Genomic DNA, 21,117 nt, shown 5'->3' with positions numbered 1-21,117 from the left:
AAAGGTAAAGGAAAAAATCATGGCTGCTAAAGATGTATATTTTGGCGATGAAGCCCGACAGGCAATGCTGCGGGGCGTGAACGTCCTGGCGGATGCCGTCAAGGCAACCCTGGGACCCAAGGGCCGCAATGTGGTGCTCGACAAGTCGTTCGGTGCGCCCACCGTCACCAAGGACGGTGTCTCTGTTGCCAAGGAAATCGAGCTGAAGGACAAGTTCGAGAACATGGGCGCGCAGATGGTGAAGGAAGTGGCGTCACAGGCCTCCGACGCTGCCGGTGACGGTACCACCACCGCTACCGTCCTGGCCCAGGGCATTGTCAGCGAGGGCCTGAAGGCCGTTATCGCCGGCATGAACCCGATGGACCTCAAGCGCGGTATCGACAAGGCCATCGCCGCGGCCGTTGTGGAAATCCAGAAGGCGTCCATCCCCTGCGAAGACAACAAGGCGATCACCCAGGTGGGCACTATTTCCGCCAACAGCGACCACTCCATCGGCAAGATCATTGCCGACGCCATGGACAAGGTGGGCAAGGAAGGCGTGATCACGGTTGAGGAAGGTTCCGGCCTGGAAAACGAACTGGACGTGGTTGAAGGCATGCAGTTTGATCGCGGCTACCTGTCCCCGTACTTTATCTCCAACCAGGACAACATGATGGTCGAGTCTGACTCGCCCTACATCCTGCTGGTGGACAAGAAAATCTCCAACATCCGTGAACTGCTGCCGCTGCTGGAGCAGGTTGCCAAGTCATCCAAGCCGCTGGTTATCATTGCCGAAGACGTGGAAGGTGAGGCGCTGGCGACCCTGGTGGTCAACAATATGCGCGGTATCGTCAAGGTTGCGGCCTGCAAGGCGCCGGGCTTCGGCGATCGTCGCAAGGCCATGCTGCAGGATATTGCCGTCCTGACCGGCGGCACCGTGATCTCCGAGGAAGTGGGTCTGGATCTGGAGTCAGCGACTCTGGAGCACCTGGGCACGGCCAAGCGCGTGACCATGGACAAGGACAACACCACCATTATCGACGGCGAAGGCGATGGTGCGGCCATCGAGGCGCGCGTGAAGGAAGTGCGTGTCCAGATCGAGAACACCTCGTCCGACTACGACCGCGAGAAGTTGCAGGAGCGCGTGGCCAAGCTGGCTGGCGGTGTTGCGGTGATCAAGGTCGGCGCGGCCACCGAGTTCGAAATGAAGGAAAAGAAGGCCCGCGTTGAAGATGCGCTGCACGCTACCCGTGCCGCCGTTGAGGAAGGCGTGGTTGCCGGTGGCGGTGTTGCGCTGATTCGTGCCATCGACGCGATCAAGGGCCTGAAAGGTGATAACCACGATCAGGACATCGGTATTGCCGCTGCCCTGCGTGCGATGGAAAATCCGCTGCGTCACATCGTCAGCAACGCCGGTGGCGAAGCCTCCGTGGTGCTCGACAAGGTGCGCCAGAGCTCTGGCAACAACGGCTTTGATGCGGCGACCGGTGAATATGTCGACATGTTCGAAGCGGGCATCATCGACCCCGCCAAGGTAACCCGCACAGCCCTGCAGGCTGCCGGTTCTGTCGCCGGTCTCATGATCACCACCCAGGTGATGATTGCGGATTCGCCGGAAGACAAGGATGGTGGTGGCGCCCCGGATATGGGCGGCATGGGTGGAATGGGCGGTATGGGCGGCATGATGTAAGCCGCTCCAGCCCCGGGAAGACGCGCATCGCGCGGTTTTCCCTATTCAGAAATGGAGAAACCCCGGATTCGATCCGGGGTTTTTTTTGGCTTAATAAAGATGGCCTTCGGTGGCTTGTGGACCACCATTAACCTGGAGGTTGCCAAGCCAAGGACAGCGCGTCGGCCGCTGTATGCAAGCGTCGATCCTCGGTCCACAGCAAGGCGTTGGGTGTCAGTCGCGCGGAGGCGAGGAGGTGCAGGTCGATAAAGCCAAGTCCACTTCCCATGAAAGCGGCCTGCTCGATGAAAAGTCTTGTCTCACGATGCGAGGCCTCGATCGCTGAGGGAAGACTATCCATGAGTGAAAGAATCGTCTCGCGGTTGCCCAGATTGCCACAGGCAATCTCACCCACGACGAACGGATGCATCAGTACCTGGTCGTTCTCCAGCAGGCCCACCAATACGGTGTTACTGCGGCGCAGGTGGTCTACCCAGACTGATGTATCGACAAGAATCAATCTGCTGCGGCCCTGCGTCTGGGGATATTCCTCAACCCGGGTTCACTTCCACCGAGTCGCGCCAGTCGCCTGGCGCTCTCCCGCTGTATCAGTGCTCGTAGACCTTCTCGAACGATGGCAGTCTTTTCCGTCATTCCTGAGAGCCTCTGTGCCTCTGCGAGAAGTTGATCGTCAATGTTAAGAGTCGTGCGCATAGCTGCTGTCCATGATAGCCCCATCATGCGCAGTAATGTACATCATTTGATGACGTTATGTATGCCTCTGCGATCTTTCGAGCCGGCGCGGCCAATGGTAAAGATGGCAACTCACCATACCGCGTGGCCCACTAGCTGAACGAGGCTATCTGATGGCCTGGATAAGTGTTGGCTAACGCCAGAAGTGGGATGCTGTCCGCACTGCGGTGGGGAAGGGTTACGGCAATGCCGCAGTCACTGTGCCATTTGTCTAGGAAACTACCGGGCCTTGGGGGAAGGACCGGTAGTTGTGAGGATTGTGCGGCTATGCCTCAGGACATATTGCCAGCAACAAAATCCCAGTTGACCAGCGCCCAGAAGGCTTCCAGGTACTTCGGGCGCGCATTGCGGTAATCGATGTAGTAGGCGTGCTCCCACACGTCGACGGTAAGCAGCGGTGTGACGCTGTCGTCGGTGAGCGGTGTGTCGGCGTCGTCAGTGTTGACGATGGCAACGGAGCCATCCTGCTTCTGCACCAGCCAGGTCCAGCCGGAACCGAAGTTGCCGATGGCGCTGTTGGTAAACTCGTCCTTGAACTTGTCGAAGGAACCGAAGGCCTCGCTGATTTTCGCGGCCAGCTCACCATCGGGGGCACCGCCACCGTTGGGTGACAGGCAGTTCCAGTAGAACGTGTGGTTCCACACCTGCGCCGCATTGTTGAACATGCCGCCGGAGGCTGCCTTGACCACGTCCTCGAGGGACTTGTTGGCCATGTCGGTGCCTTCGACCATGCCGTTCAGCTTGTCGACATAGGTCTTGTGGTGCTTGCCGTAATGATATTCCAGCGTTTCGGCCGAGATGTGCGGCTCCAGCGCGTTCTTTTCGTAAGGCAGTTCGGGCAGTTCAAAAGCCATGAAAGTCTCCTTTCTTTTCCTGTGTAAAAATGCTGCACGGCGCTACGTGCCGCGCCGGGTATTGGCAGTGGACTATACGGGCCAAGTCCGGTGTCCGATGCCTTTCCCGCTGCTGTTTGTCGCGCCTAGTTTAACACGAGTGGCACTGGCTGCGTGACACCGCAATGTCCGACAGGGAGGCAGCGGCGGTCATGGAGGCCAGGGCGTCCGGGATAACGCGGACATTGCTTTAAGGGTGCCGCCGGCACTGCGTATAATGGCCTCTCATACTTCCGGTGCAGCGATCATGGCCAGAGACGACGATCTAGACGATATCCCTTCCATTGTGCCGAGCCGCGATGATGATCCCTCAGGGCGACCCGCGGCGGGTGGCGGCGGTGGCCGTCGCGCACCGCGCCGGGAGCGCACTGGCGGCTCGCGCGGCGGTAACGGTGGCTCAGGTGGAGGTTCCGGAGCGAGCCCCGGTGGTGGCGGCAGTGGCAGTCCCTTGCTCATGCGACTGATCGTGACCGTGTCACTGGTGGTCGCGGTGGTCGCCTGCGCCTGGGCCTGGCAGCTGGAGGAAAAGCTGACGCAGGCATCGTTCGAGACCGAGCGCTACGTCAAGCGCATCAGCGACCTCGAAGACCGCCTGTCGGACACCGACCAGGGCCTGAGCCAGAACACGGCGCAGATGGCGGTGAAGATCAAGGAGCTGTACTCCGAGGTCGACAAGCTCTGGGCCTCCGCGTGGCGGCGCAACAAGGCCAGTATCGAGGAACTGCAGGGCACCACAACGAATCTTGACAAGAAGATCTCCAGCCTTGACGGCTCCATCAGCAGCGCCACCAACGACCTGGCCGGCCTCAAGAACGACGTGACCCGGCTCAAGAGCGTCGCCGGTGACCTCGATCGCCTCATGAGCAACGCCAAGGCAAACCAGGCCAGCATGGAGCGCGTTGCCGATACGGTGAACAAGCTGAATCTCGACGTCGCCCGTCTCAACAAGCGTGTTACCAGCAATGAGGAGTGGGTCGAGTCCATCAACAATTTCCGCCGCCAGATCAACGGCAGTATCAGTGAGCTGCAAAGTGCGGTGCGCACGCTGCAGCAGCCCGGTGCCTGACAGGGAGACATGCATGACGACCATTCGCCAGGATGACTTCATCGACAGCGTGGCCGACGCGCTGCAGTTCATTTCCTACTACCACCCGCTGGACTTTGTTTGGGGCGTGCACAAGGCCTGGGAGATGGAGCAGAACCCGGCCGCAAAAGATGCCATGGCGCAGATCCTCATCAATTCGCGGATGTGTGCCCAGGGTCATCGCCCTATCTGCCAGGACACGGGTATCGTGACGGTGTTTCTGCGCATCGGCATGAACGTACGCTGGGATGCAACCCTGTCGGTGGCTGCCATGGTCAACGAGGGCGTGCGCCGCGCCTATACCCATCCGGACAATGTTCTGCGGGCCTCCATCCTGGAGGACCCTGCCGGCAAGCGCCGCAACACCGGCGACAACACGCCGGCGGTGATCCACATGGAGGTGGTTGAGGGCGATACGGTAGATGTGCGTGTGGCGGCCAAGGGCGGCGGCTCGGAGAACAAGAGCAAGCTGGCAATGCTCAACCCCTCGGACTCCGTGCTCGACTGGGTCGTGAAGACGGTTCCCACCATGGGGGCGGGCTGGTGCCCGCCGGGCATGCTGGGCATCGGCATCGGCGGTACCGCGGAAAAGGCTGCGGTGCTGGCAAAGGAATCGCTCATGGATCCGATCGACATCCACGAACTGCGCGAGCGCGGTCCGTCCAATCGCGGCGAGGAACTGCGCCTCGAGATCATGGATGCCGTCAATCGCCTCGGTATCGGCGCCCAGGGTCTCGGCGGCCTGACCACGGTGCTCGACGTGAAGATCAAGGAGTTTCCGACCCACGCAGCCTCGCTGCCCGTGGCCATGATTCCCAACTGCGCCGCCACGCGGCATGCGCATTTTGTTCTCGACGGCTCGGGTCCGGCCCTGCAGACCCCTCCGGATATCAACGACTGGCCCGACATTACCTGGGAGGTGGGCGAGGGCGTGCGCCGGGTCAATCTCGACCACGTGACGCGGGAAGAGGCCGCGAGCTGGCAGCCGGGTGACACCCTGCTCCTGTCGGGAAAGATGCTGACCGGCCGCGACGCGGCACACAAGAAAATGCAGGAACTGATCAGCAGCGGCGAAGGCCTGCCGGACGGGGTCGACCTGCGCGACCGCTTTATTTACTACGTGGGCCCGGTGGATCCGGTGCGCGATGAAGTGGTAGGTCCCGCCGGTCCCACAACCTCCACGCGCATGGACAAGTTTACCGATTTCATTCTTGAGCAGACGGGTCTGCTGGGGATGATCGGCAAGGCCGAGCGCGGTCCCGCCGGCATCGAGGCCATCCGGAAGCACGGCGCGGTTTACCTGATGGCAGTGGGCGGCGCGGCCTATCTGGTTTCCAAGGCCATTACCTCATCGAGAGTGGTCGCTTTCCCGGAGCTGGGCATGGAGGCAATCTACGAATTCGAGGTCAGGGACATGCCGGTGAGCGTCGCCGTGGACAGTCGAGGCATCTCGGTGCACGACACCGGCCCGAAAATCTGGCGGGAGAAAATCGAAACGCAGGCGCTGGAGCTCATGTGAACCGGCGGCGCGCGCGGCATGTCTGACGAGACCTTCTACTGGCACGACTACGAGACCTTCGGGACCGATCCGGTTCGCGACCGGCCGGTGCAGTTTGCCGGCCAGCGCACTGATGCCGATTTCAACCTGATCGGTGAGCCGCTGGTGATCTATGCGCGGCCGGCCGATGATTACCTGCCGCAGCCGGGGGCCTGCCTGGTCACCGGAATCACCCCCCAGCATGCGCTGGAGCACGGCTTGCCCGAGTGCGAGTTCATGGGTCATATTCACCACGAACTTGCCGCGCCGGGCACCTGCGGCGTGGGCTACAACTCCCTACGTTTTGACGACGAGTTCACCCGCAACACGCTGTATCGCAACCTGTTTGATCCCTACGCACGGGAGTGGCAGAACGGCAACTCCCGCTGGGACATTATCGACCCTTTGCGCGCGGCCTATGCCCTGCGGCCAGAGGGTATCGAGTGGCCGCTGCGTGAGGATGGCCTGCCCAGTTTTCGCCTCGAGGAACTGACCGCTGCCAATGGCATCGAGCATGCGGCCGCGCATGATGCGCTGTCCGATGTCACGGCGACCATCGCGGTGGCGCGCCTGCTTCGGGAGCGCCAGCCCCGACTGTACGACTACATGCTGCGCCTGCGCCGCAAGCCGGCCGCCACTGCCATGCTGGATGTCCGGGCGATGAAGCCGGTGCTGCATGTGTCGGGCAAGTTCGGCGCCGCGCGGCACAACATCGGGTTGATTGCGCCGCTGATGGCCCACCCCACCAACCGCAACGAAATTCTCTGCTACGACCTCGATGTCGACCCCGGCGCGCTTATCGAGCTGGACGCGGATACGCTGCGCGAACATCTCTTCAGTCGCGGCGAGGACCTGCCCGAGGGCGCGCAGCGGCCCGGGCTGAAATCCGTGCACGTGAACCGCAGTCCGGTGCTGGTAACGGCGCGCATGGCTGATGCGCAGACCGCGGCGCGACTGGGCCTTGACGGCGAACGCTGTCGCCGGCACCTGGCGATGCTGCGGCACTGGCGGGACAGCGACCCCCAGGCATTCAACGACAAGCTGGCAGCCATCCATGCGCCGCGGGACTGGCCGCAAGACAATGACCCGGATACGCAGCTGTACGGTGGCGGGTTTTTCAGTGACAGTGACCGGCGCGCCATGGACAGCCTGCGCCAGCTGCCTGCGGATGCGCTGGCCGGGGCGACGCCCGTGTTCGAGGATCCGCGCCTGTCCGACATGTTTTTTCGCTACCGGGCGCGCAATTACCCGCACACGCTGGACGGTGAGGAGCGCGAGCGCTGGGACGAGTTCCGGCTGTACCGGCTGTCCGGTGAAGCGCCGGGCTTTCCCCTGGGGCTTGAGGACTATCAGGCGGATCTGCAGCAGCGCAGTGAGTCGCTGCCGCCGGGGTCTGCGGCGCGCCCGATTCTGGAGGCGCTGCAGGCCTGGGGTGATTCGCTGCTGGCCTGAATCATCGGGTGAGGCGCGTGTATAATGCCCGCCGCGCGGCAGGGGTCTGAGTCCGGACATGCCGCGCAGCGTCGGGACGGGACGGCGTCGGGAGGAGTGTAACTCTAAGGGAAGAGCCATGCAGTTTGCCGGAAGCCACATTCTGTCCATCAGCCAGTTCGAGCGCGCGGATGTCGAGCGAGTCTTCGCGGTGGCCGATAATATGGAGCCCTACGCGCGCCGCCGTCGCCGCACCCGTGTGCTTGACGGCGCGATTCTCGGCGCCATGTTCTTCGAACCCAGCACCCGCACCCGGGTCAGCTTTGGCAGCGCCTTCAATCTGCTTGGCGGTGAGGTTCGCGAAACCACCGGCTTTGAACAGTCGGCCATCGCCAAGGGCGAATCCCTGTATGACACGGCGCGGGTGCTCAGCGGCTACTCTGACGTGATTGCCATGCGCCATCCGGTATCGGGCTCAGTGGCGGAGTTCGCCGCTGCCAGCCGCGTGCCGGTGATCAACGGGGGAGATGGCAGCAATGAGCACCCCAGCCAGGCCCTGCTGGATCTCTACACCATCAAGGCTGAGCTGGCGGGGCGGGGTCGCGGTGTCGACAGGCTGCGCATCGCCATGCTCGGGGATCTGCGTTACGGGCGCACGGTGCATTCGCTGTGCAAACTGCTGGGGCTCTTCGAGCAGGTGCAGCTGGTTCTGGTATCGCCCACCGAGCTGCGCATGCCCGCGGAGATCGTCGAGACACTCAAGGCCCGTGGCCATGAAGTGGTCGAGTCGGACACCCTGGAAGCGAGCATCTCCCATGTCGACATTGTCTACAGTACGCGCCTCCAGGAAGAGCGCTTTACCACGCGCGAGGAAGCCGACCTCTACCGCGGCCGTTTTCGCCTGAACCAGAGCATCTACACGGCGCACTGCGAGCCGAATACGGTCATCATGCATCCGCTGCCGCGGGATTCGCGGGAGAATGCCCGTGAGTTGGATGACGATCTCAACGACAATCCGAACCTGGCCATTTTCCGCCAGACCGACAACGGCCTGCTGGTTCGCATGGCCCTGTTTGCGCTGGTGCTGGACGTTGTCGATCAGGTGGATGCCTGCTCAACCCCGGTAACATGGTACACGGGCAGGCGCGAGCTGTGAGCTTTCGCCTGCGCTTCGGGGCCGCCGATGTTCGCATTCTCGATGAGCAGGATGCGTTCAGCGGGCATTTTCGCGTTGCGCGTGTAACCCTCGAACATCGCTGTTTCAGCGGTGGCTGGAGTGCGCCGCTCACCCGTGAGGTGTTTCACCGCGGTGACGCTGTCGGCGTTCTGCCCTATGAGCCCGAGACGGACTCCCTTATCCTGCTGGAGCAGTTCCGGCCCGGCGCACTGCGCGGCGAGTCCTCGCCGTGGATGCTGGAGCTGGTGGCCGGCATTGTGGAGGCGGGAGAGTCCGATGCCGACGTTGTGCAGCGAGAGGCCATGGAAGAGGCCGGCTGTGAACTGGCGGAGCTGGTGCCTGTGGCCAGTTTTTTTCCGAGCGCCGGCGCCTGTTCGGAGCATGTGCGTCTTTTCTGTGGCCGCGTTCTGCGCGCCGGAGCAGGGCAGGTGCACGGCCTCGACAGTGAAGGCGAGGATATCCTCGTGCACCGTATCCCGCGCCGCGAAGCGCTGGGGCTGCTCGGTGCCGATCGCATTGCCAATGGCCACACACTGATTGCATTGCAGTGGCTGGCGCTGCACGGCGACCGCCTGCGCCAGCGCTGGCTGGCGGCAGAGACGTCTGGCCAGCAGACGCCCGAATGAGCGAAGCCCCGGGCGTCAGGCCGGCTCCGGGGCTGCTGCGCTCCAGCGCGGTGGTGGGCAGCATGACCATGCTGTCCCGCGTGCTGGGCCTGGTGCGCGATGTGGTGCTGGCCTCCTTTATCGGCGCCAGCGGTAACGCAGACGCTTTTTTTGTCGCCTTCAAGATACCCAACTTCCTGCGTCGGCTGTTTGCCGAGGGGGCGTTTGCCCAGGCCTTCGTGCCGGTGCTGAGTGACTATCGTGAACAGGGCGGGCAGGCGGCGGTGCGCGACCTGATCGACCGCGTTGCCGGCGTCCTCGGTGGCACCCTCGTGCTGCTGACGCTGATCACGATTCTTGCGGCGCCGGTGGTGGCCGCGGTCTTCGCCCCGGGCTTCCTGCGCGACGCGCAGAAGTTCGCGCTCACTGGCGATCTCATCCGCGTCACCTTTCCTTACCTGATGCTTATCTCCATGACCGGGCTATGCGGCGCTATTCTCAACAGCTATGGCCGCTTTGCGGTGCCCGCGTTTACGCCCGTGCTGCTCAACCTGTCGCTGATCAGCGCCGCGACGCTGGCGGCGCCCGCCTTTGCCGAGCCTGCCTTTGCCCTGGCCTGGGGCGTGGCCTTCGCGGGCCTGGTGCAGCTGCTGTTCCAGCTGCCTTTCCTGTATCGGCTCGACCTGGTGCCGCGACCGCGCTGGGATACGCGGCATCCCGGTGTGCGTCGCATCCTGGTGCTCATGGTGCCGGCACTGTTCGGCGTTTCCGTGAGTCAGATCAATCTCCTGCTGGATACCGTGCTGGCCTCTTTTCTGCCCACCGGCAGCGTCTCCTGGCTGTACTACTCCGATCGCCTCACGGAGCTGCCCCTGGGCGTCTTCGGCATTGCCATCGCCACGGTCATACTCCCCAGCCTGTCCGCCGACCAGTCCGCGGCGCGCAGCGACCGCTTCGCCCTGACGCTGGACTGGGCGGTGCGCGGCGTGCTCCTGGTTGCGGTGCCGGCGACGGTTGCGCTGGTCGTCCTCGCCGAGCCGATTCTCATTACCCTGTTCCAGTACGGTGCTCTGTCGCCGCAGGATGTCAGCATGTCCGCCTACAGTCTGCGTGCTTATGCCCTGGGGCTGTGCGCCTATATGCTGATCAAGGTGCTGGCTCCCGGCTTCTATGCGCGCAAGGACATGATGACGCCGGTTTCCATCGGTATCCGCGCCATGCTTGCCAACATGGTGCTGAACGTGATTTTCGTCATTCCGCTGATGCTCTGGTTCAACCTCGGGCATGTGGGGCTGGCGCTCGCAACCAGCGTGGCTGCCTGCCTGAACGCGGCACTGCTCTGGCGCGGGCTCGTGCGCGAGTCGGTCTACCGGTTCAGCCCTGCCTGGCGTGCCTATGCGGGCCGTCTGCTGCTGGCGACGCTGGCGATGCTTGCGGTGCTGCTGCTCTTGGCGTCGCCTGCCGGGACATGGCTGGCCTGGTCCTGGGCGGAGCGCAGTCTGCAGCTTGCCCTGCTTTGCGGTGCCGGTGGCCTGGTGTATCTGCTGGTCCACGTGCTGACCGGAACGCGGCTGGCGCACCTGCGCACCCCGCGGAGCCCGTGATGTCCCCTTCCGCGCGGCGCAAGCCCGTTGGGCGTATGCCCGCTCACCGGTTTTCGATATACTGCCGTTTTTGCGCTGAAAGTGTCCCTGAACATCGATGGAGCTGATCCGAGGTCTGCATAATCTGCGGTCCCGCCATCGCGGCTGCGTCGCGACTATCGGGGCATTTGACGGCGTGCATCTGGGCCATCAGGCGGTGCTCGGCCAGCTCCTCGATGAGGCAGTAGCGTCGTCCCTGCCATCGGTGGTGATCGTGTTCGAGCCACTGCCCCGGGAGTATCTGGTCCCCGAGGAAGCCCCGGCGCGACTGATGAGTTTCCGGGAGAAGTGTCTGCGGCTGTCGCAGCTGGGCGTCGACCGATTGCTGTGCATCCGTTTTGATGAAACGCTGCGTGGCATGTCGGCGATGGATTTCGCGCAGGCCCTGTTTGTGCGGGGCCTCGGCGTGCAGCGGCTGGTGCTGGGGGACGATTTCCGCTTCGGCCGCGAGCGCGAAGGGGATGCGACCTTTCTCCGCGAGCTCGGCCAGCGCGAGGGTTTCAGCACCCTGCCGACAAAGACCTTCGCACTGGGCGGCGAGAGGGTCAGCAGCACACGCGTTCGTGACGCGCTCGCGGCGGGCGATCTTGCGCTGGCGGCTCGGCTCCTCGGGCGGGACTATGCCATCAGCGGTCGCGTGGTGCGCGGCCATCAGCTCGGCCGCCAGCTCGGTGCGCCGACGGCAAATGTCGAATTGAGGCGGTTGCGTTCGCCGCTGGCCGGTGTGTTTGCGGTGCGGGTGGACGGCGGCGCACTGGCCGCCGATCCCGGCGTCGCCAACGTCGGCACGCGACCCACGGTGAGCAGCGGCACCCGCGCCAACCTCGAGGTGCACCTGCTCGAGGGTTCGCCCGACCTGTACGGCCGTCGCATCGACGTGCATTTTGTGCATCGTCTGCGCGCCGAGAAGAAGTACGATTCCCTGGAAGCGCTTCGCGACGCTATCCAGACTGACATTGACACCGCGCGGCGCTGGTTCCAGCAGAATTCGCTGGCGCCTCACCACAGCATGGACAGCAGCGACACATGAGCGACTACAAAGCGACACTGAATCTGCCACAGACGGACTTCCCGATGAAGGCGGGGCTGGCCCAGCGGGAGCCCGAGCGTCTGGCTCGCTGGCGCGACATGAATCTGTACGCGCGCATTCGCGACGTCAGCGCCGGTCGGCCGAAGTTCATACTCCACGACGGCCCGCCCTATGCCAACGGCGAACTGCACGTGGGTCACGCGGTGAACAAGATTCTCAAGGACATGATCGTCAAGTCGCGCACGCTGGCCGGCTATGATGCGCCTTATGTGCCAGGCTGGGACTGCCACGGCCTGCCGATCGAGCTGAACGTGGAGAAAAAGGTCGGCAAGGCCGGCGTGAAGGTCAGCGCCGCCGAGTTCCGCGATCACTGCCGCGACTACGCGCGCAAACAGATCGACAACCAGCGCGAGGACTTCGTGCGCATGGGCGTGTTCGGTGAGTGGGACAATCCCTACCTCACCATGGACCCGCGTTTCGAGGCGGACATCATTCGCACCCTCGGCCGTCTGATCGATAATGGCCACCTGCACAAGGGCTTCAAGCCTGTGCACTGGTGCACCGACTGTGGTTCCGCCCTGGCCGAGGCGGAGGTTGAGTACGAGAACAAGGTGTCGACCGCGATCGACGTCGCCTATGCGGCCCGTGACAGCGCGGCCATTGCCGACGCCTGCGGCGCGCCGGGGGCCGACAATATTGCCGTGGCCATCTGGACCACCACACCCTGGACCATTCCCGCGAGCATGGCGGTGAGCCTGAACCCGGAACTCGAGTATGTGCTGCTGGCCGATGGCGACCGCCAGCTTCTGGTGGCAACGGAGCTGGCCGAGGCCTGCGCGGCCCGCTTTGGTCTGGATCGCATCGAGATTCTCGGGCGCTGCACCGGCAGCGCACTGGAGCGCCAGCGCCTGTGCCACCCCTATCTCGACCGCGATATCCTGGTGGTTCTCGGTGACCACGTGACCACCGAAGCGGGCACGGGTGCTGTGCACACGGCCCCGGCCCACGGCCAGGACGATTTCGTGGTGGGCGCGATCTATGATATCGAGGTCTATAACCCGGTGGGCGGTAATGGCGTGTATCTGCCGGAAACGCCACATTTCGCCGGCGAGCACGTGTTCAAGGCGAATGCCGGTATCGTGCAGCTGCTGCGCGAGCACGGGGCGCTGCTGCACGCCGAGGACTACAGCCACTCTTACCCGCACTGCTGGCGGCACAAGACGCCAATCATTTTCCGCGCCACGCCGCAGTGGTTTGTCAGCATGCACCAGAATGGCCTGCTGCGGGACGCACTGGCCGCTGTTGACGGCGTGCGCTGGCTGCCGGAATGGGGCCGGGCGCGCATCGACGGCATGCTTGCCAGTCGCCCGGACTGGTGTGTGTCGCGACAGCGCACCTGGGGCGTGCCGATCGCGCTGTTCGTCCATCGCGAGACGGCGCAGCTGCATCCGCGCAGCGTCGAGTTGATAGAGGACGTGGCGAAACGCGTGGAAGCCGGCGGCATCGACGCCTGGTACGACCTTGACGCCAGTGAACTGCTCGGTGACGAGGCTGCCGCCTACGAGAAGGTGACCGATACCCTGGATGTCTGGTTCGACTCCGGTGTTACCCACGCCTGCGTCCTGCGGCGTCGCGATGGCCTGCGTTCGCCTGCGGATATCTATCTGGAGGGCTCCGACCAGCATCGCGGCTGGTTCCAGTCTTCCCTGTTGACCGCCGTTGGCGCTTATGGCGAGGCACCCTATCGCACGGTGCTCACCCACGGTTTTACCGTCGACGGCGACGGTCACAAGATGTCCAAGTCCCGCGGCAACATTCTGCCCGCGAAAAAGGCCATGAATGATCTGGGTGCGGACATCGTACGCCTCTGGGTGGCGGCATCCGACTACCGCGGCGAGCTGGCGGTGAGCGATGAGATCTTCAAGCGCACCGCGGACGCCTACCGACGCATCCGCAACACGGCGCGCTTCCTGCTTTCCAATCTTGCCGGCTTTGATCCCGCCAGGCACGCGGTCCCCGCAGCGGACATGCTGTCGCTGGATCGCTGGGCGGTGGACCGTGCGGCCCTGCTGCAGGACGAGATCCTCGCCGCCTACGACAGCTACCAGTTCCACACCATCTATCACCGCCTGCACAATTTCTGCGCCATCGACCTCGGCGGTTTCTATCTGGACGTCATCAAGGATCGCCAGTACACAACCCAGGCCGACAGCATCGCCCGCCGCTCTGCACAGACGGCGCTGTATCATATCGCCGACGCCATGGTGCGGTGGATTGCGCCGATTCTCAGCTTTACCGCCGAGGAAATCTGGGAGAATCTGCCCGGAGAGCGCGCCGACTCGGTCTTTCTGGTCGAGTGGGCGGCGGACCTGCCGCGGCTGGAGGACAGCGCGGGCATGGGCCGTGATTTCTGGCAGCGTGTCATGGACGTGCGCACGGCGGTCAACCGCGAGATGGAAGCGCAGCGTGCGTCTGGCAACCTGCGCGGGTCGCTGGATGCCGAGGTGACGCTCTACTGTGATGCTGCGCTGCAGTCGACTCTCGATGCGCTTGGCAATGAGCTGCGTTTTGCCCTGATCACCTCGGGTGCCAGCGTCGCCGCTCTGGCCGATGCCCCGGCCGACGCCACCGAGACCGGCATTGAGGGCCTGAAGCTGTCTGTGGCCGTATCGGGCAACGACAAGTGCGAGCGCTGCTGGCACCGCGGTGCCGATGTCGGCCAGCATACGGCACATCCGACTTTATGCGGGCGCTGTGTTATCAACGTGGACGGCAGCGGCGAGCAGCGCCACTTTGCCTGAGCGCGCGACGGTCTGGGGCGCCTATGCGCTGGCGCTGCTGGTGCTGTTGCTCGATCAGGGCAGCAAGGTCCTGGCGCAGTCCCTGCTGGAGTATGCGCGGCCGGTGCCGGTGTTTTCCTGGTTCAACCTGACGCTGCACTACAACGAGGGCGCGGCTTTCAGCTTCCTGAGCGACGCCGGCGGCTGGCAGCGCTGGCTGTTTACGGGGCTGGCGCTGGTGGTGAGTGGCGCGCTCATCGTGTGGGTCTGGCGTCTGCCGGGCGAACAGCGTCTGCTGGCGCTGGCGCTGGCGCTGGTTCTCGGTGGCGCCCTGGGCAATGCCATTGACCGGGTGCTGCTCGGTCACGTCGTCGATTTCATTTCCGTGCATTACGCCGGCCGCTATTTTCCCACCTTCAATATCGCCGACTCCGCTATCAGCGTAGGCGCCGTTCTGCTGCTGCTGGACGGTTTTCGCGGCTCCGGCCGTGCCTGAGCCAGGGGCAGAGCCTGGCACTTGGGTTTTACGATCGCGTTTTGTATAACAGTGAACCGGGCGCGATGAGCCATGGAGCATGAACATGATGACGAACAGTAACGAGAGCGAGGTCGGGGTTGGCGAGGGTACCCGGGTATTCCTGAATTTCGCCCTGACGCTGGAGGATGGTGCCGAGATCGACTCGAACTTCGGCGGCGATCCGGTGGATTTTGCCATCGGCGACGGCAGTCTCCTGCCGGGCTTCGAACGACTGCTGTTCGGCATGCAGCCGGGACAGCGGCAGCTTTTCTCGGTCTCGCCGGAGGAGGCCTTCGGTCAGCCCAACGACAACAATATTCAGGTGATAAAGCGCGACCAGTTTGATCAGGACCTGGCGCTGGAGGTCGGTCTGGTGTGCTCCTTCGCCGATGCGGCGGGTGGCGAGCTGCCGGGACTGGTTGTCGCGGTGGATGACAGTGAGGTCACGGTGGACTTCAATCATCCGCTGGCGGGGCGTACCATTCTGTTTGATGTTCTCGTACACCGGGTTGAACCGGCGGAGTTGCACTGATGGACGTACAACTGGCAAACCCCCGTGGCTTCTGTGCTGGCGTCGACCGCGCCATCGATATCGTCAACCGGGCCCTGGAGGTGTTCGGCAAACCGATCTATGTGCGCCACGAGGTGGTGCACAACCGGTTTGTGGTGGATGATCTGCGCGCTCGCGGGGCTATATTCGTCGATGAGCTCGACGAGGTGCCGGACGACTGTATCGTCATATTCAGCGCCCACGGCGTCTCACAGGCGGTGCGCATGGACGCCGATCACCGGGGTCTCAAGGTCTTCGACGCCACCTGCCCGCTGGTGACCAAGGTGCACCTGGAGGTCTCCCGCTACAGTAGCGAAGGCCGCGAGTGCATTCTCATCGGGCATGCCGGTCACCCCGAGGTTGAGGGCACGATGGGCCAGTATGATCGCAGCCGGGGCGGCGATATCTACCTGGTCGAAGATGAGGAGCAGGCGGCAACGCTGTCGGTCCGCGACCCGTCACGGCTGGCCTACGTTACCCAGACAACGCTGTCCATGGACGACACGGCGCGGGTGATCGATGTGCTGCGCGAGCGCTTTCCGGACATACTCGGCCCGCGCAAGAACGATATCTGCTATGCCACCCAGAATCGCCAGGATGCGGTCAAGCAGCTGGCGGCGAAGTGCGATCTGCTGCTGGTGGTCGGCTCCACCAACAGCTCCAACTCCAATCGTCTGCGCGAACTTGGCGAGCGCATGGGGGCCACCTCCTACCTGCTCGACGGCGCGGATGACATTGACCCCGCCTGGCTCGAGGGCAAGGCCCGGATCGGTGTCACCGCGGGAGCCTCGGCGCCGGAAGTCCTGGTGCTGGAGGTGATACAGCGCCTGCGCGACCTCGGTGCGAATGCCGTGAGTGAGCTCGACGGCCAGCCCGAGAACGTGACGTTCTCCATGCCGCGCGAGCTGCGCCTGACCGAGATCACCTGATGGCCGCGCGCTTTCAGCGCGCCACGCCGTCAAGGCCAGCCTGTCCGGCCCGTTTCGATCGCGCCGTTTCATCCAAAGCGTTAACACACCGCCCCTGACGTTTACAGGACAGTGGCCGCGTTCCAGCATCCCGGTCCAGCGAACCTGTTTCCGTGCCGGGGTTATCAAGCATGCGGCTTTCTCGTGGGTTTTCCCTGCTCGAGCTGATGATCGTTCTGTGCCTTGTCGGGATTCTCCTCGGCGTTGCGCTGCCCGCGTACCAGTCCAGCCTGATCAAGAGTCGCCGCGCAGACGCGATGGCGACCCTGGTCGAGGTGGCTGGCCGGCAGGAGCAGTGGCGATTCGTCTCTGATCGCTACAGCGACGACCTGCGCGAGCTCGGCTATGATGCCGATCCGCTTGTCACCGGGGAGGGCCATTACCGCATCCGTATCGATGCCTGTCCCGATGCCTCACTGGCTCTGTGCTTCCTGCTGACGGCAACGCCGCTGCCTGCATCTCCGCAGGCCAGGGACGAGCGCTGCGCTGCCTTGACGCTGGATGCACGCGGCAGGCGCGGGGCTACGGGAATCGACGCGGACAGCTGCTGGTAGCGTCTCGTCTTCCGGCAAATACAGGCATTCACTGGCGGGAGTGCCAGAGCATTCTAGGCTTTTCCTGTCGAATCACGACGGGGCCACTCCCATGCAAAGCCGCGGCTTTACCCTGATCGAACTGCTGGTTGTCTGTGCCTTGCTGGCGCTCAGCCTGACTATCGTGCTCCCGGGCCTGCGCGATTTTCTGCAGGCAGCACAGGCCAGGGCCGAGGCAGACCGCCTGCTGTCCAGTCTGCAGCTGGCGCGTGCGCAGGCCATTGCCAACAACCAGCGTACCGGTGTCTGTCCGGTCACTCCGGGTTCCGATCCGTTCTCGGCCTGTGGCCGCCGCTACGAGGACGGCTGGTTTGTCTACCTCGACCGCGATGGGGACGGGGTATTCGACCCCGGCAACGACACGCCGTTGCGCCGCTTTGCGGCCATGCCCAGCGGGTTCGGGCTCTACAACCGCGCGGGCTCACGACGTATTGATGAGCGGCTTTCATTCTGGCCGGATGGCAGCAGTCGACGCAGCATGACACTGCAGGTCTGCCCGCCGACGGGCGCCCGCGTTCAGCCCTGGAGCCTGGTGCTCAATCATGTGGGCAGGCCGCGCCTGACGCGCGACTGGGGGAGTTGTCTGCTATGACGTTTTTCGCTGGACGACGCCGGGCCCCTGCATCTGTCGCGGGAAAGTGCGCTGCGGCGGGGTGTGGCGGGGGCTACACGCTGGTGGAGCTGCTGGTCGCGCTGCTGGTCTTCTCACTCGGCGCGCTGGCGGTAGCGGCGATGCAGTTCGGGGCGGTGCAGGCAACGCGCTCCGCCTCCGAATCCGCGGCGGCGCTGATGCTGGCGGAGGACCTTGCGCAGCGGCTGCTGTCGGACACCGGCGCGATCGACCGTTACGCGCAGGCGCTGGACGGCAGTAACGCCATGACTGGCGGTGATGTTACGGCCTGTCTCGACGGCGCCACGTGTGACCCACCGGCGTGGGCGGAACGCGGCATAGCCGCCTGGCTGGCGCTAAGTGAGCAGCGCGCTCTGGCGCTGCCCCGCGCCTGTGTGAGTCGTGACGCGACGACGCTGCGGGTTGGCGTGAGCTGGGTATCCCGTGCCGTCCTGGCCCCGCCGTCTTCAAACTTCTGCACGAGCGGAGACGCATCGGAGGGACGCCGGGCGCTAACGTTGACAGCACCGCTGGGGTCGGCACCGTGAAGCGGGCAGGGGGCGTAACGCTGGTGGAACTGCTGTTGTCGATCACGCTGGCCATGCTGCTTGTGGCGTCGGTTCTGCAGGTCTATCGCATTGGCAAGGCAGTGCTGCGCTGGCAGGTAGAGGTGGCGCGCATGGAAGAGAGCGGACGACACGCCCTGGGCCTGCTGGTGCGGGAACTGCGCATGGTCGGATTTTTCGCGCGCGAGGCAATGCCGGACCTGCCTGCGCCTGTCACCGCCGCTCCTGCCTGCGGCGACGTGCCAGGCTGGGCGCTGGACCTGCACACGCCGCTGGATATGCTGGATGACTTCAGCGGTGGCGCTGCGCGCTTCAGCAGCGGTGCGCGCCTGGCGTGTCTCCCGGAGTCGCGACTCGTGACAGGCGCGGATGCACTGGTGATCAAGCGCAGCTCGGCGCTGCCGAGCCTGACCACCGGCCGGGAGCCTGAGCTGCGTCCCCTGCGGTGGGCGCGCTGGTATCTGGTTATCGCGGCTGCGGGATCATCGGACATGGCGTTGGTCGATGCTGCGGGACATTCCTCCCGGTCCATGTCTGACGGGAGTCGCTGGTGGGAGCTGCACACGCATATTTTTTACCTCAGGGATTACTCCCAGGAGCCCGGAGACGGTATTCCAGCCCTGTGCGACGAGCGCCTGGGGAGTACCATGCGCAGCGTCTGCCTGGTGGAGGGAGTGGAGGGTCTGCAGGCCGAGTTTGCCATCGACGCGGATGGCGACGGTGTGGCGGAATCCCTGCTGCGCGCGCCGGGACCCGGGCAGCTCAGCGCGGCCACAACAGCGCACGTGCATGTGCTTATCCGCAGTCTGAACCCCGTTCACCGTCTGCCGCGCGCGCAGTCGCTGCAGCTCGGTACCACGGCCGTCGACCTGCCGGCCGACCGCTATCTGCGACGGGTGTTCTCGGCCACAGTGCCCTTGCACAATCTCAGGGCCCAGGCGAACGCGCATGTCCTGCCGTGAGGAGTCGGGGTCATCTTCGCCGCCGGGGTTTCAGTCCGGTTCCATTCTGGTTCTGGCCAGCGCATTCGTCTTTCTGATGACCTATATCGCGCTGTCGGCGGTCGATATGGCCGTGGTGGAGGCCCGCATGGCGGATGCGCTGCGCGTCCGCATCGAAGCGCGGACATTGCTCGATGGTGCCCTCCGCGCGGTGGTGGGGCGCGAGCGGATGCGCCTGCCGCAGGCCCTTGCCGACGGAGATGTCCCTGTCTGCCATGAGGCCGGATTCTGCGACGATGCGCGAGGTTGGGTCACCATGAGTGAAGATGAGCGGTATCAGGTCAGTTACCAGACCCGCAGGCGCGGGGTTTTTTCGGCGGGCAGCGCAGACCGGGTGGCGCAGTCTGCGGTCTCCAGTCACGTGCACTATCAGTCGGCGGCCTTCGAGGTCGATATCCGGGTGCGTCGGCGAGTCGACAATGCCACGCTGGCGCGCGCCGCGGTGGGTCTCGACGTCTCGTCATCAGGGAGAGCAAGAGAATGATACCAGTGAGCCCCGCGTGCCGGGTGCAGCGCCTCAGGCGCCGCATCGTCACGGCAATGCTGCTGATGCTGTGCGGCATTGCGGTGTCGTCTGTCCGCGCAAGCTGTCCCGCACTCGACGACGATGCACCATCGCTGCGTTACTCGCTTGAGGACGTTGCGGCGGGGCGTCTTCCGCAGAGCGCAGCGCTGAACCGGATGCGGCTGCAGGTTGGCGATGAACGCATTGATGTCGCCGTCGTGACCGATGCGGCGCGAGATGAGCTGGGCGATGGTTGGCCTGTCTTTCAACCACAGACTCGACTGATGCTGGTGGCGCTGGATACGGGTCTGCCGATCTGGGAGCTGATGCAGTCACCACACGCGGCGGCGGACGGGGCCGACACGAGTGATCCGCGCCTCACCGCAGCACTGGGGGCGGCTGCCATTCTGCGGGGAGCGGATGGCCTGGCGCAGCGGCTTTATGTGGGAGACAGTGCGTCGCGCGTGTGGCGCATTGATCTGCCGCTGCTGTCCACGCGGTGGCATGCCGGATCGGCGCAATCCGGGTCTCAGCCGGCCGTATCGGCCTCGCCGGTAACGCTGCTGGCTGATCTCACGCCGGTGGGCACCGCCGGGGCGGTACAGTTCCGTATGGCGCCCGACCTCGTGCGCAGCATGGATAGTGAGGGTACGCCGTTCGACGGGGTACTGATCACGTCTGAGGGGACAGTGTCCGAGCCTTCGGTGTCCGAGCTTTCGGATGAGCTCGGCAACGGTCTGTTCTTTCTGCGCGACTACGCAGTGCAGACGCGCGACGCCGAGGAGGCGTCCCGCGGCGTGATCACCTGGCCGGACCTGTCGCTGTCACAGTCGCAGTCGGCAAGCGGTGTGGGTGCCGGATGGTTTGCGCCTTTCCGGAATGCTGCCGAGGTGGCGCGCAGCCGTCCCGTCACCGACGGGGGGCGGGTGTTTCTCGTCACTGCGTCATGGGCGGCCGGATGCGATGAACCGCCGCTCGCCCTGACCTATGTCTTCAATCTGTCCGATGGCCGGCCCTTCGAGAAAACGATTCCGGGCTCGATTGCCGGCGTGGGGCCCCTTAGCGGGCCGACGGTAACTGGCAGAGAGATCATTCTGCCGGGACTCGGAATTGCGCTGCCAGCGACCGCTGACGATGGCACTCGGCGTTTCCGGTCACGATTCACGGCCGAAGGGGTCTTTGCCAGAGTCGCATACTGGCGCAATTTACTGCTCGACGCTGATTGA

21 protein-coding genes are annotated in these 21,117 nt (G+C 64.2%); 18 read left to right on the top strand and 3 right to left on the bottom strand.

What is annotated here, in order from left to right; genetic code table 11:
- Positions 1-19: 19 nt before the first annotated feature.
- Positions 20-1,669 carry a chaperonin GroEL gene (groL, locus tag EV688_RS12355; RefSeq protein ID WP_117318903.1) on the top strand — a complete coding sequence of 550 codons (1,650 nt, stop codon included), beginning with the start codon at positions 20-22 and terminating at the stop codon, positions 1,667-1,669.
- Positions 1,670-1,796: 127 nt separating this feature from the next.
- Here groL and EV688_RS12350 read toward each other — a convergent pair whose 3' ends face one another.
- The 3 genes from EV688_RS12350 to EV688_RS12340 form a co-directional block, all read right to left on the bottom strand.
- Positions 1,797-2,168, bottom strand: coding sequence for a type II toxin-antitoxin system VapC family toxin (locus EV688_RS12350; RefSeq protein WP_117318902.1), 372 nt, complete (start codon positions 2,166-2,168; stop codon positions 1,797-1,799).
- The gene (locus EV688_RS12345) at positions 2,165-2,362 is read right to left on the bottom strand and encodes a type II toxin-antitoxin system VapB family antitoxin (RefSeq protein ID WP_117318901.1); all 198 of its coding nucleotides are present in this window, start codon (positions 2,360-2,362) and stop codon (positions 2,165-2,167) included. The genes EV688_RS12350 and EV688_RS12345 overlap by 4 nt, the downstream gene beginning before the upstream one ends.
- Before the next feature lie 311 nt (positions 2,363-2,673).
- A complete protein-coding gene (locus tag EV688_RS12340) occupies positions 2,674-3,255 on the bottom strand; it encodes a superoxide dismutase (protein WP_117318900.1) in 582 nt (193 codons plus the stop codon).
- A gap of 286 nt (positions 3,256-3,541) precedes the next feature.
- On the opposite strand from EV688_RS12340, the gene EV688_RS12335 reads away from it, so the two are divergent.
- The 17 genes from EV688_RS12335 (at position 3,542) to EV688_RS12255 (ending at position 21,117) form a co-directional block, all read left to right on the top strand.
- Entirely contained in the window at positions 3,542-4,360 is an 819-nt protein-coding gene (locus tag EV688_RS12335; protein WP_240624401.1) for a hypothetical protein, read from the top strand.
- A gap of 13 nt (positions 4,361-4,373) precedes the next feature.
- Positions 4,374-5,897, top strand: coding sequence for a fumarate hydratase (locus EV688_RS12330; protein WP_117318899.1), 1,524 nt, complete (start codon positions 4,374-4,376; stop codon positions 5,895-5,897).
- A gap of 18 nt (positions 5,898-5,915) precedes the next feature.
- A complete protein-coding gene (sbcB, locus tag EV688_RS12325; RefSeq protein WP_117318898.1) occupies positions 5,916-7,367 on the top strand; it encodes an exodeoxyribonuclease I in 1,452 nt (483 codons plus the stop codon).
- A 118-nt stretch (positions 7,368-7,485) separates the two neighbouring features.
- The gene (locus EV688_RS12320) at positions 7,486-8,502 is read left to right on the top strand and encodes an aspartate carbamoyltransferase (protein WP_117318897.1); all 1,017 of its coding nucleotides are present in this window, start codon (positions 7,486-7,488) and stop codon (positions 8,500-8,502) included.
- Positions 8,499-9,149 (top strand): NUDIX domain-containing protein, encoded by a 651-nt coding sequence (locus EV688_RS12315; RefSeq protein WP_117318896.1) that lies wholly within the window; start codon positions 8,499-8,501, stop codon positions 9,147-9,149. The genes EV688_RS12320 and EV688_RS12315 overlap by 4 nt, the downstream gene beginning before the upstream one ends.
- Complete coding sequence (gene murJ, locus EV688_RS12310; RefSeq protein ID WP_117318895.1) at positions 9,146-10,732, top strand: murein biosynthesis integral membrane protein MurJ; 1,587 nt, start codon at positions 9,146-9,148, stop codon at positions 10,730-10,732. Before EV688_RS12315 ends, murJ begins: the two co-directional genes overlap by 4 nt.
- Before the next feature lie 97 nt (positions 10,733-10,829).
- The gene (gene ribF / locus EV688_RS12305; protein ID WP_117318894.1) at positions 10,830-11,801 is read left to right on the top strand and encodes a bifunctional riboflavin kinase/FAD synthetase; all 972 of its coding nucleotides are present in this window, start codon (positions 10,830-10,832) and stop codon (positions 11,799-11,801) included.
- Complete coding sequence (gene ileS, locus EV688_RS12300) at positions 11,798-14,602, top strand: isoleucine--tRNA ligase (RefSeq protein ID WP_117318893.1); 2,805 nt, start codon at positions 11,798-11,800, stop codon at positions 14,600-14,602. Before ribF ends, ileS begins: the two co-directional genes overlap by 4 nt.
- Positions 14,595-15,077: a signal peptidase II gene (gene lspA / locus EV688_RS12295; RefSeq protein ID WP_240624400.1), complete on the top strand. Its 483-nt coding sequence runs from the start codon at positions 14,595-14,597 to the stop codon at positions 15,075-15,077. Before ileS ends, lspA begins: the two co-directional genes overlap by 8 nt.
- Before the next feature lie 88 nt (positions 15,078-15,165).
- On the top strand, positions 15,166-15,630 hold the full coding sequence (locus tag EV688_RS12290) for an FKBP-type peptidyl-prolyl cis-trans isomerase (protein ID WP_117318945.1): 465 nt from the start codon (positions 15,166-15,168) through the stop codon (positions 15,628-15,630).
- Positions 15,630-16,577: a 4-hydroxy-3-methylbut-2-enyl diphosphate reductase gene (gene ispH / locus EV688_RS12285; protein WP_117318891.1), complete on the top strand. Its 948-nt coding sequence runs from the start codon at positions 15,630-15,632 to the stop codon at positions 16,575-16,577. Before EV688_RS12290 ends, ispH begins: the two co-directional genes overlap by 1 nt.
- A gap of 170 nt (positions 16,578-16,747) precedes the next feature.
- Positions 16,748-17,170, top strand: coding sequence for a type IV pilin protein (locus EV688_RS12280; RefSeq protein WP_117318890.1), 423 nt, complete (start codon positions 16,748-16,750; stop codon positions 17,168-17,170).
- 91 nt (positions 17,171-17,261) lie between these two features.
- A complete protein-coding gene (locus EV688_RS12275) occupies positions 17,262-17,801 on the top strand; it encodes a GspH/FimT family pseudopilin (RefSeq protein WP_162883951.1) in 540 nt (179 codons plus the stop codon).
- Complete coding sequence (gene pilV / locus EV688_RS12270; RefSeq protein ID WP_117318888.1) at positions 17,798-18,367, top strand: type IV pilus modification protein PilV; 570 nt, start codon at positions 17,798-17,800, stop codon at positions 18,365-18,367. The genes EV688_RS12275 and pilV overlap by 4 nt, the downstream gene beginning before the upstream one ends.
- Positions 18,364-19,347, top strand: coding sequence for a PilW family protein (locus EV688_RS12265; protein WP_117318887.1), 984 nt, complete (start codon positions 18,364-18,366; stop codon positions 19,345-19,347). The genes pilV and EV688_RS12265 overlap by 4 nt, the downstream gene beginning before the upstream one ends.
- The gene (locus EV688_RS12260; RefSeq protein WP_117318886.1) at positions 19,334-19,870 is read left to right on the top strand and encodes a pilus assembly PilX N-terminal domain-containing protein; all 537 of its coding nucleotides are present in this window, start codon (positions 19,334-19,336) and stop codon (positions 19,868-19,870) included. Before EV688_RS12265 ends, EV688_RS12260 begins: the two co-directional genes overlap by 14 nt.
- Positions 19,867-21,117 carry a pilus assembly protein gene (locus EV688_RS12255; protein ID WP_117318885.1) on the top strand — a complete coding sequence of 417 codons (1,251 nt, stop codon included), beginning with the start codon at positions 19,867-19,869 and terminating at the stop codon, positions 21,115-21,117. Before EV688_RS12260 ends, EV688_RS12255 begins: the two co-directional genes overlap by 4 nt.

It is taken from the genome of Chromatocurvus halotolerans (assembly GCF_004340525.1).
GTDB lineage: Bacteria > Pseudomonadota > Gammaproteobacteria > Pseudomonadales > Halieaceae > Chromatocurvus > Chromatocurvus halotolerans.
Note: the sequence above shows the minus strand (reverse complement) of the source record. Positions and strands in the feature narration are given on the sequence as shown.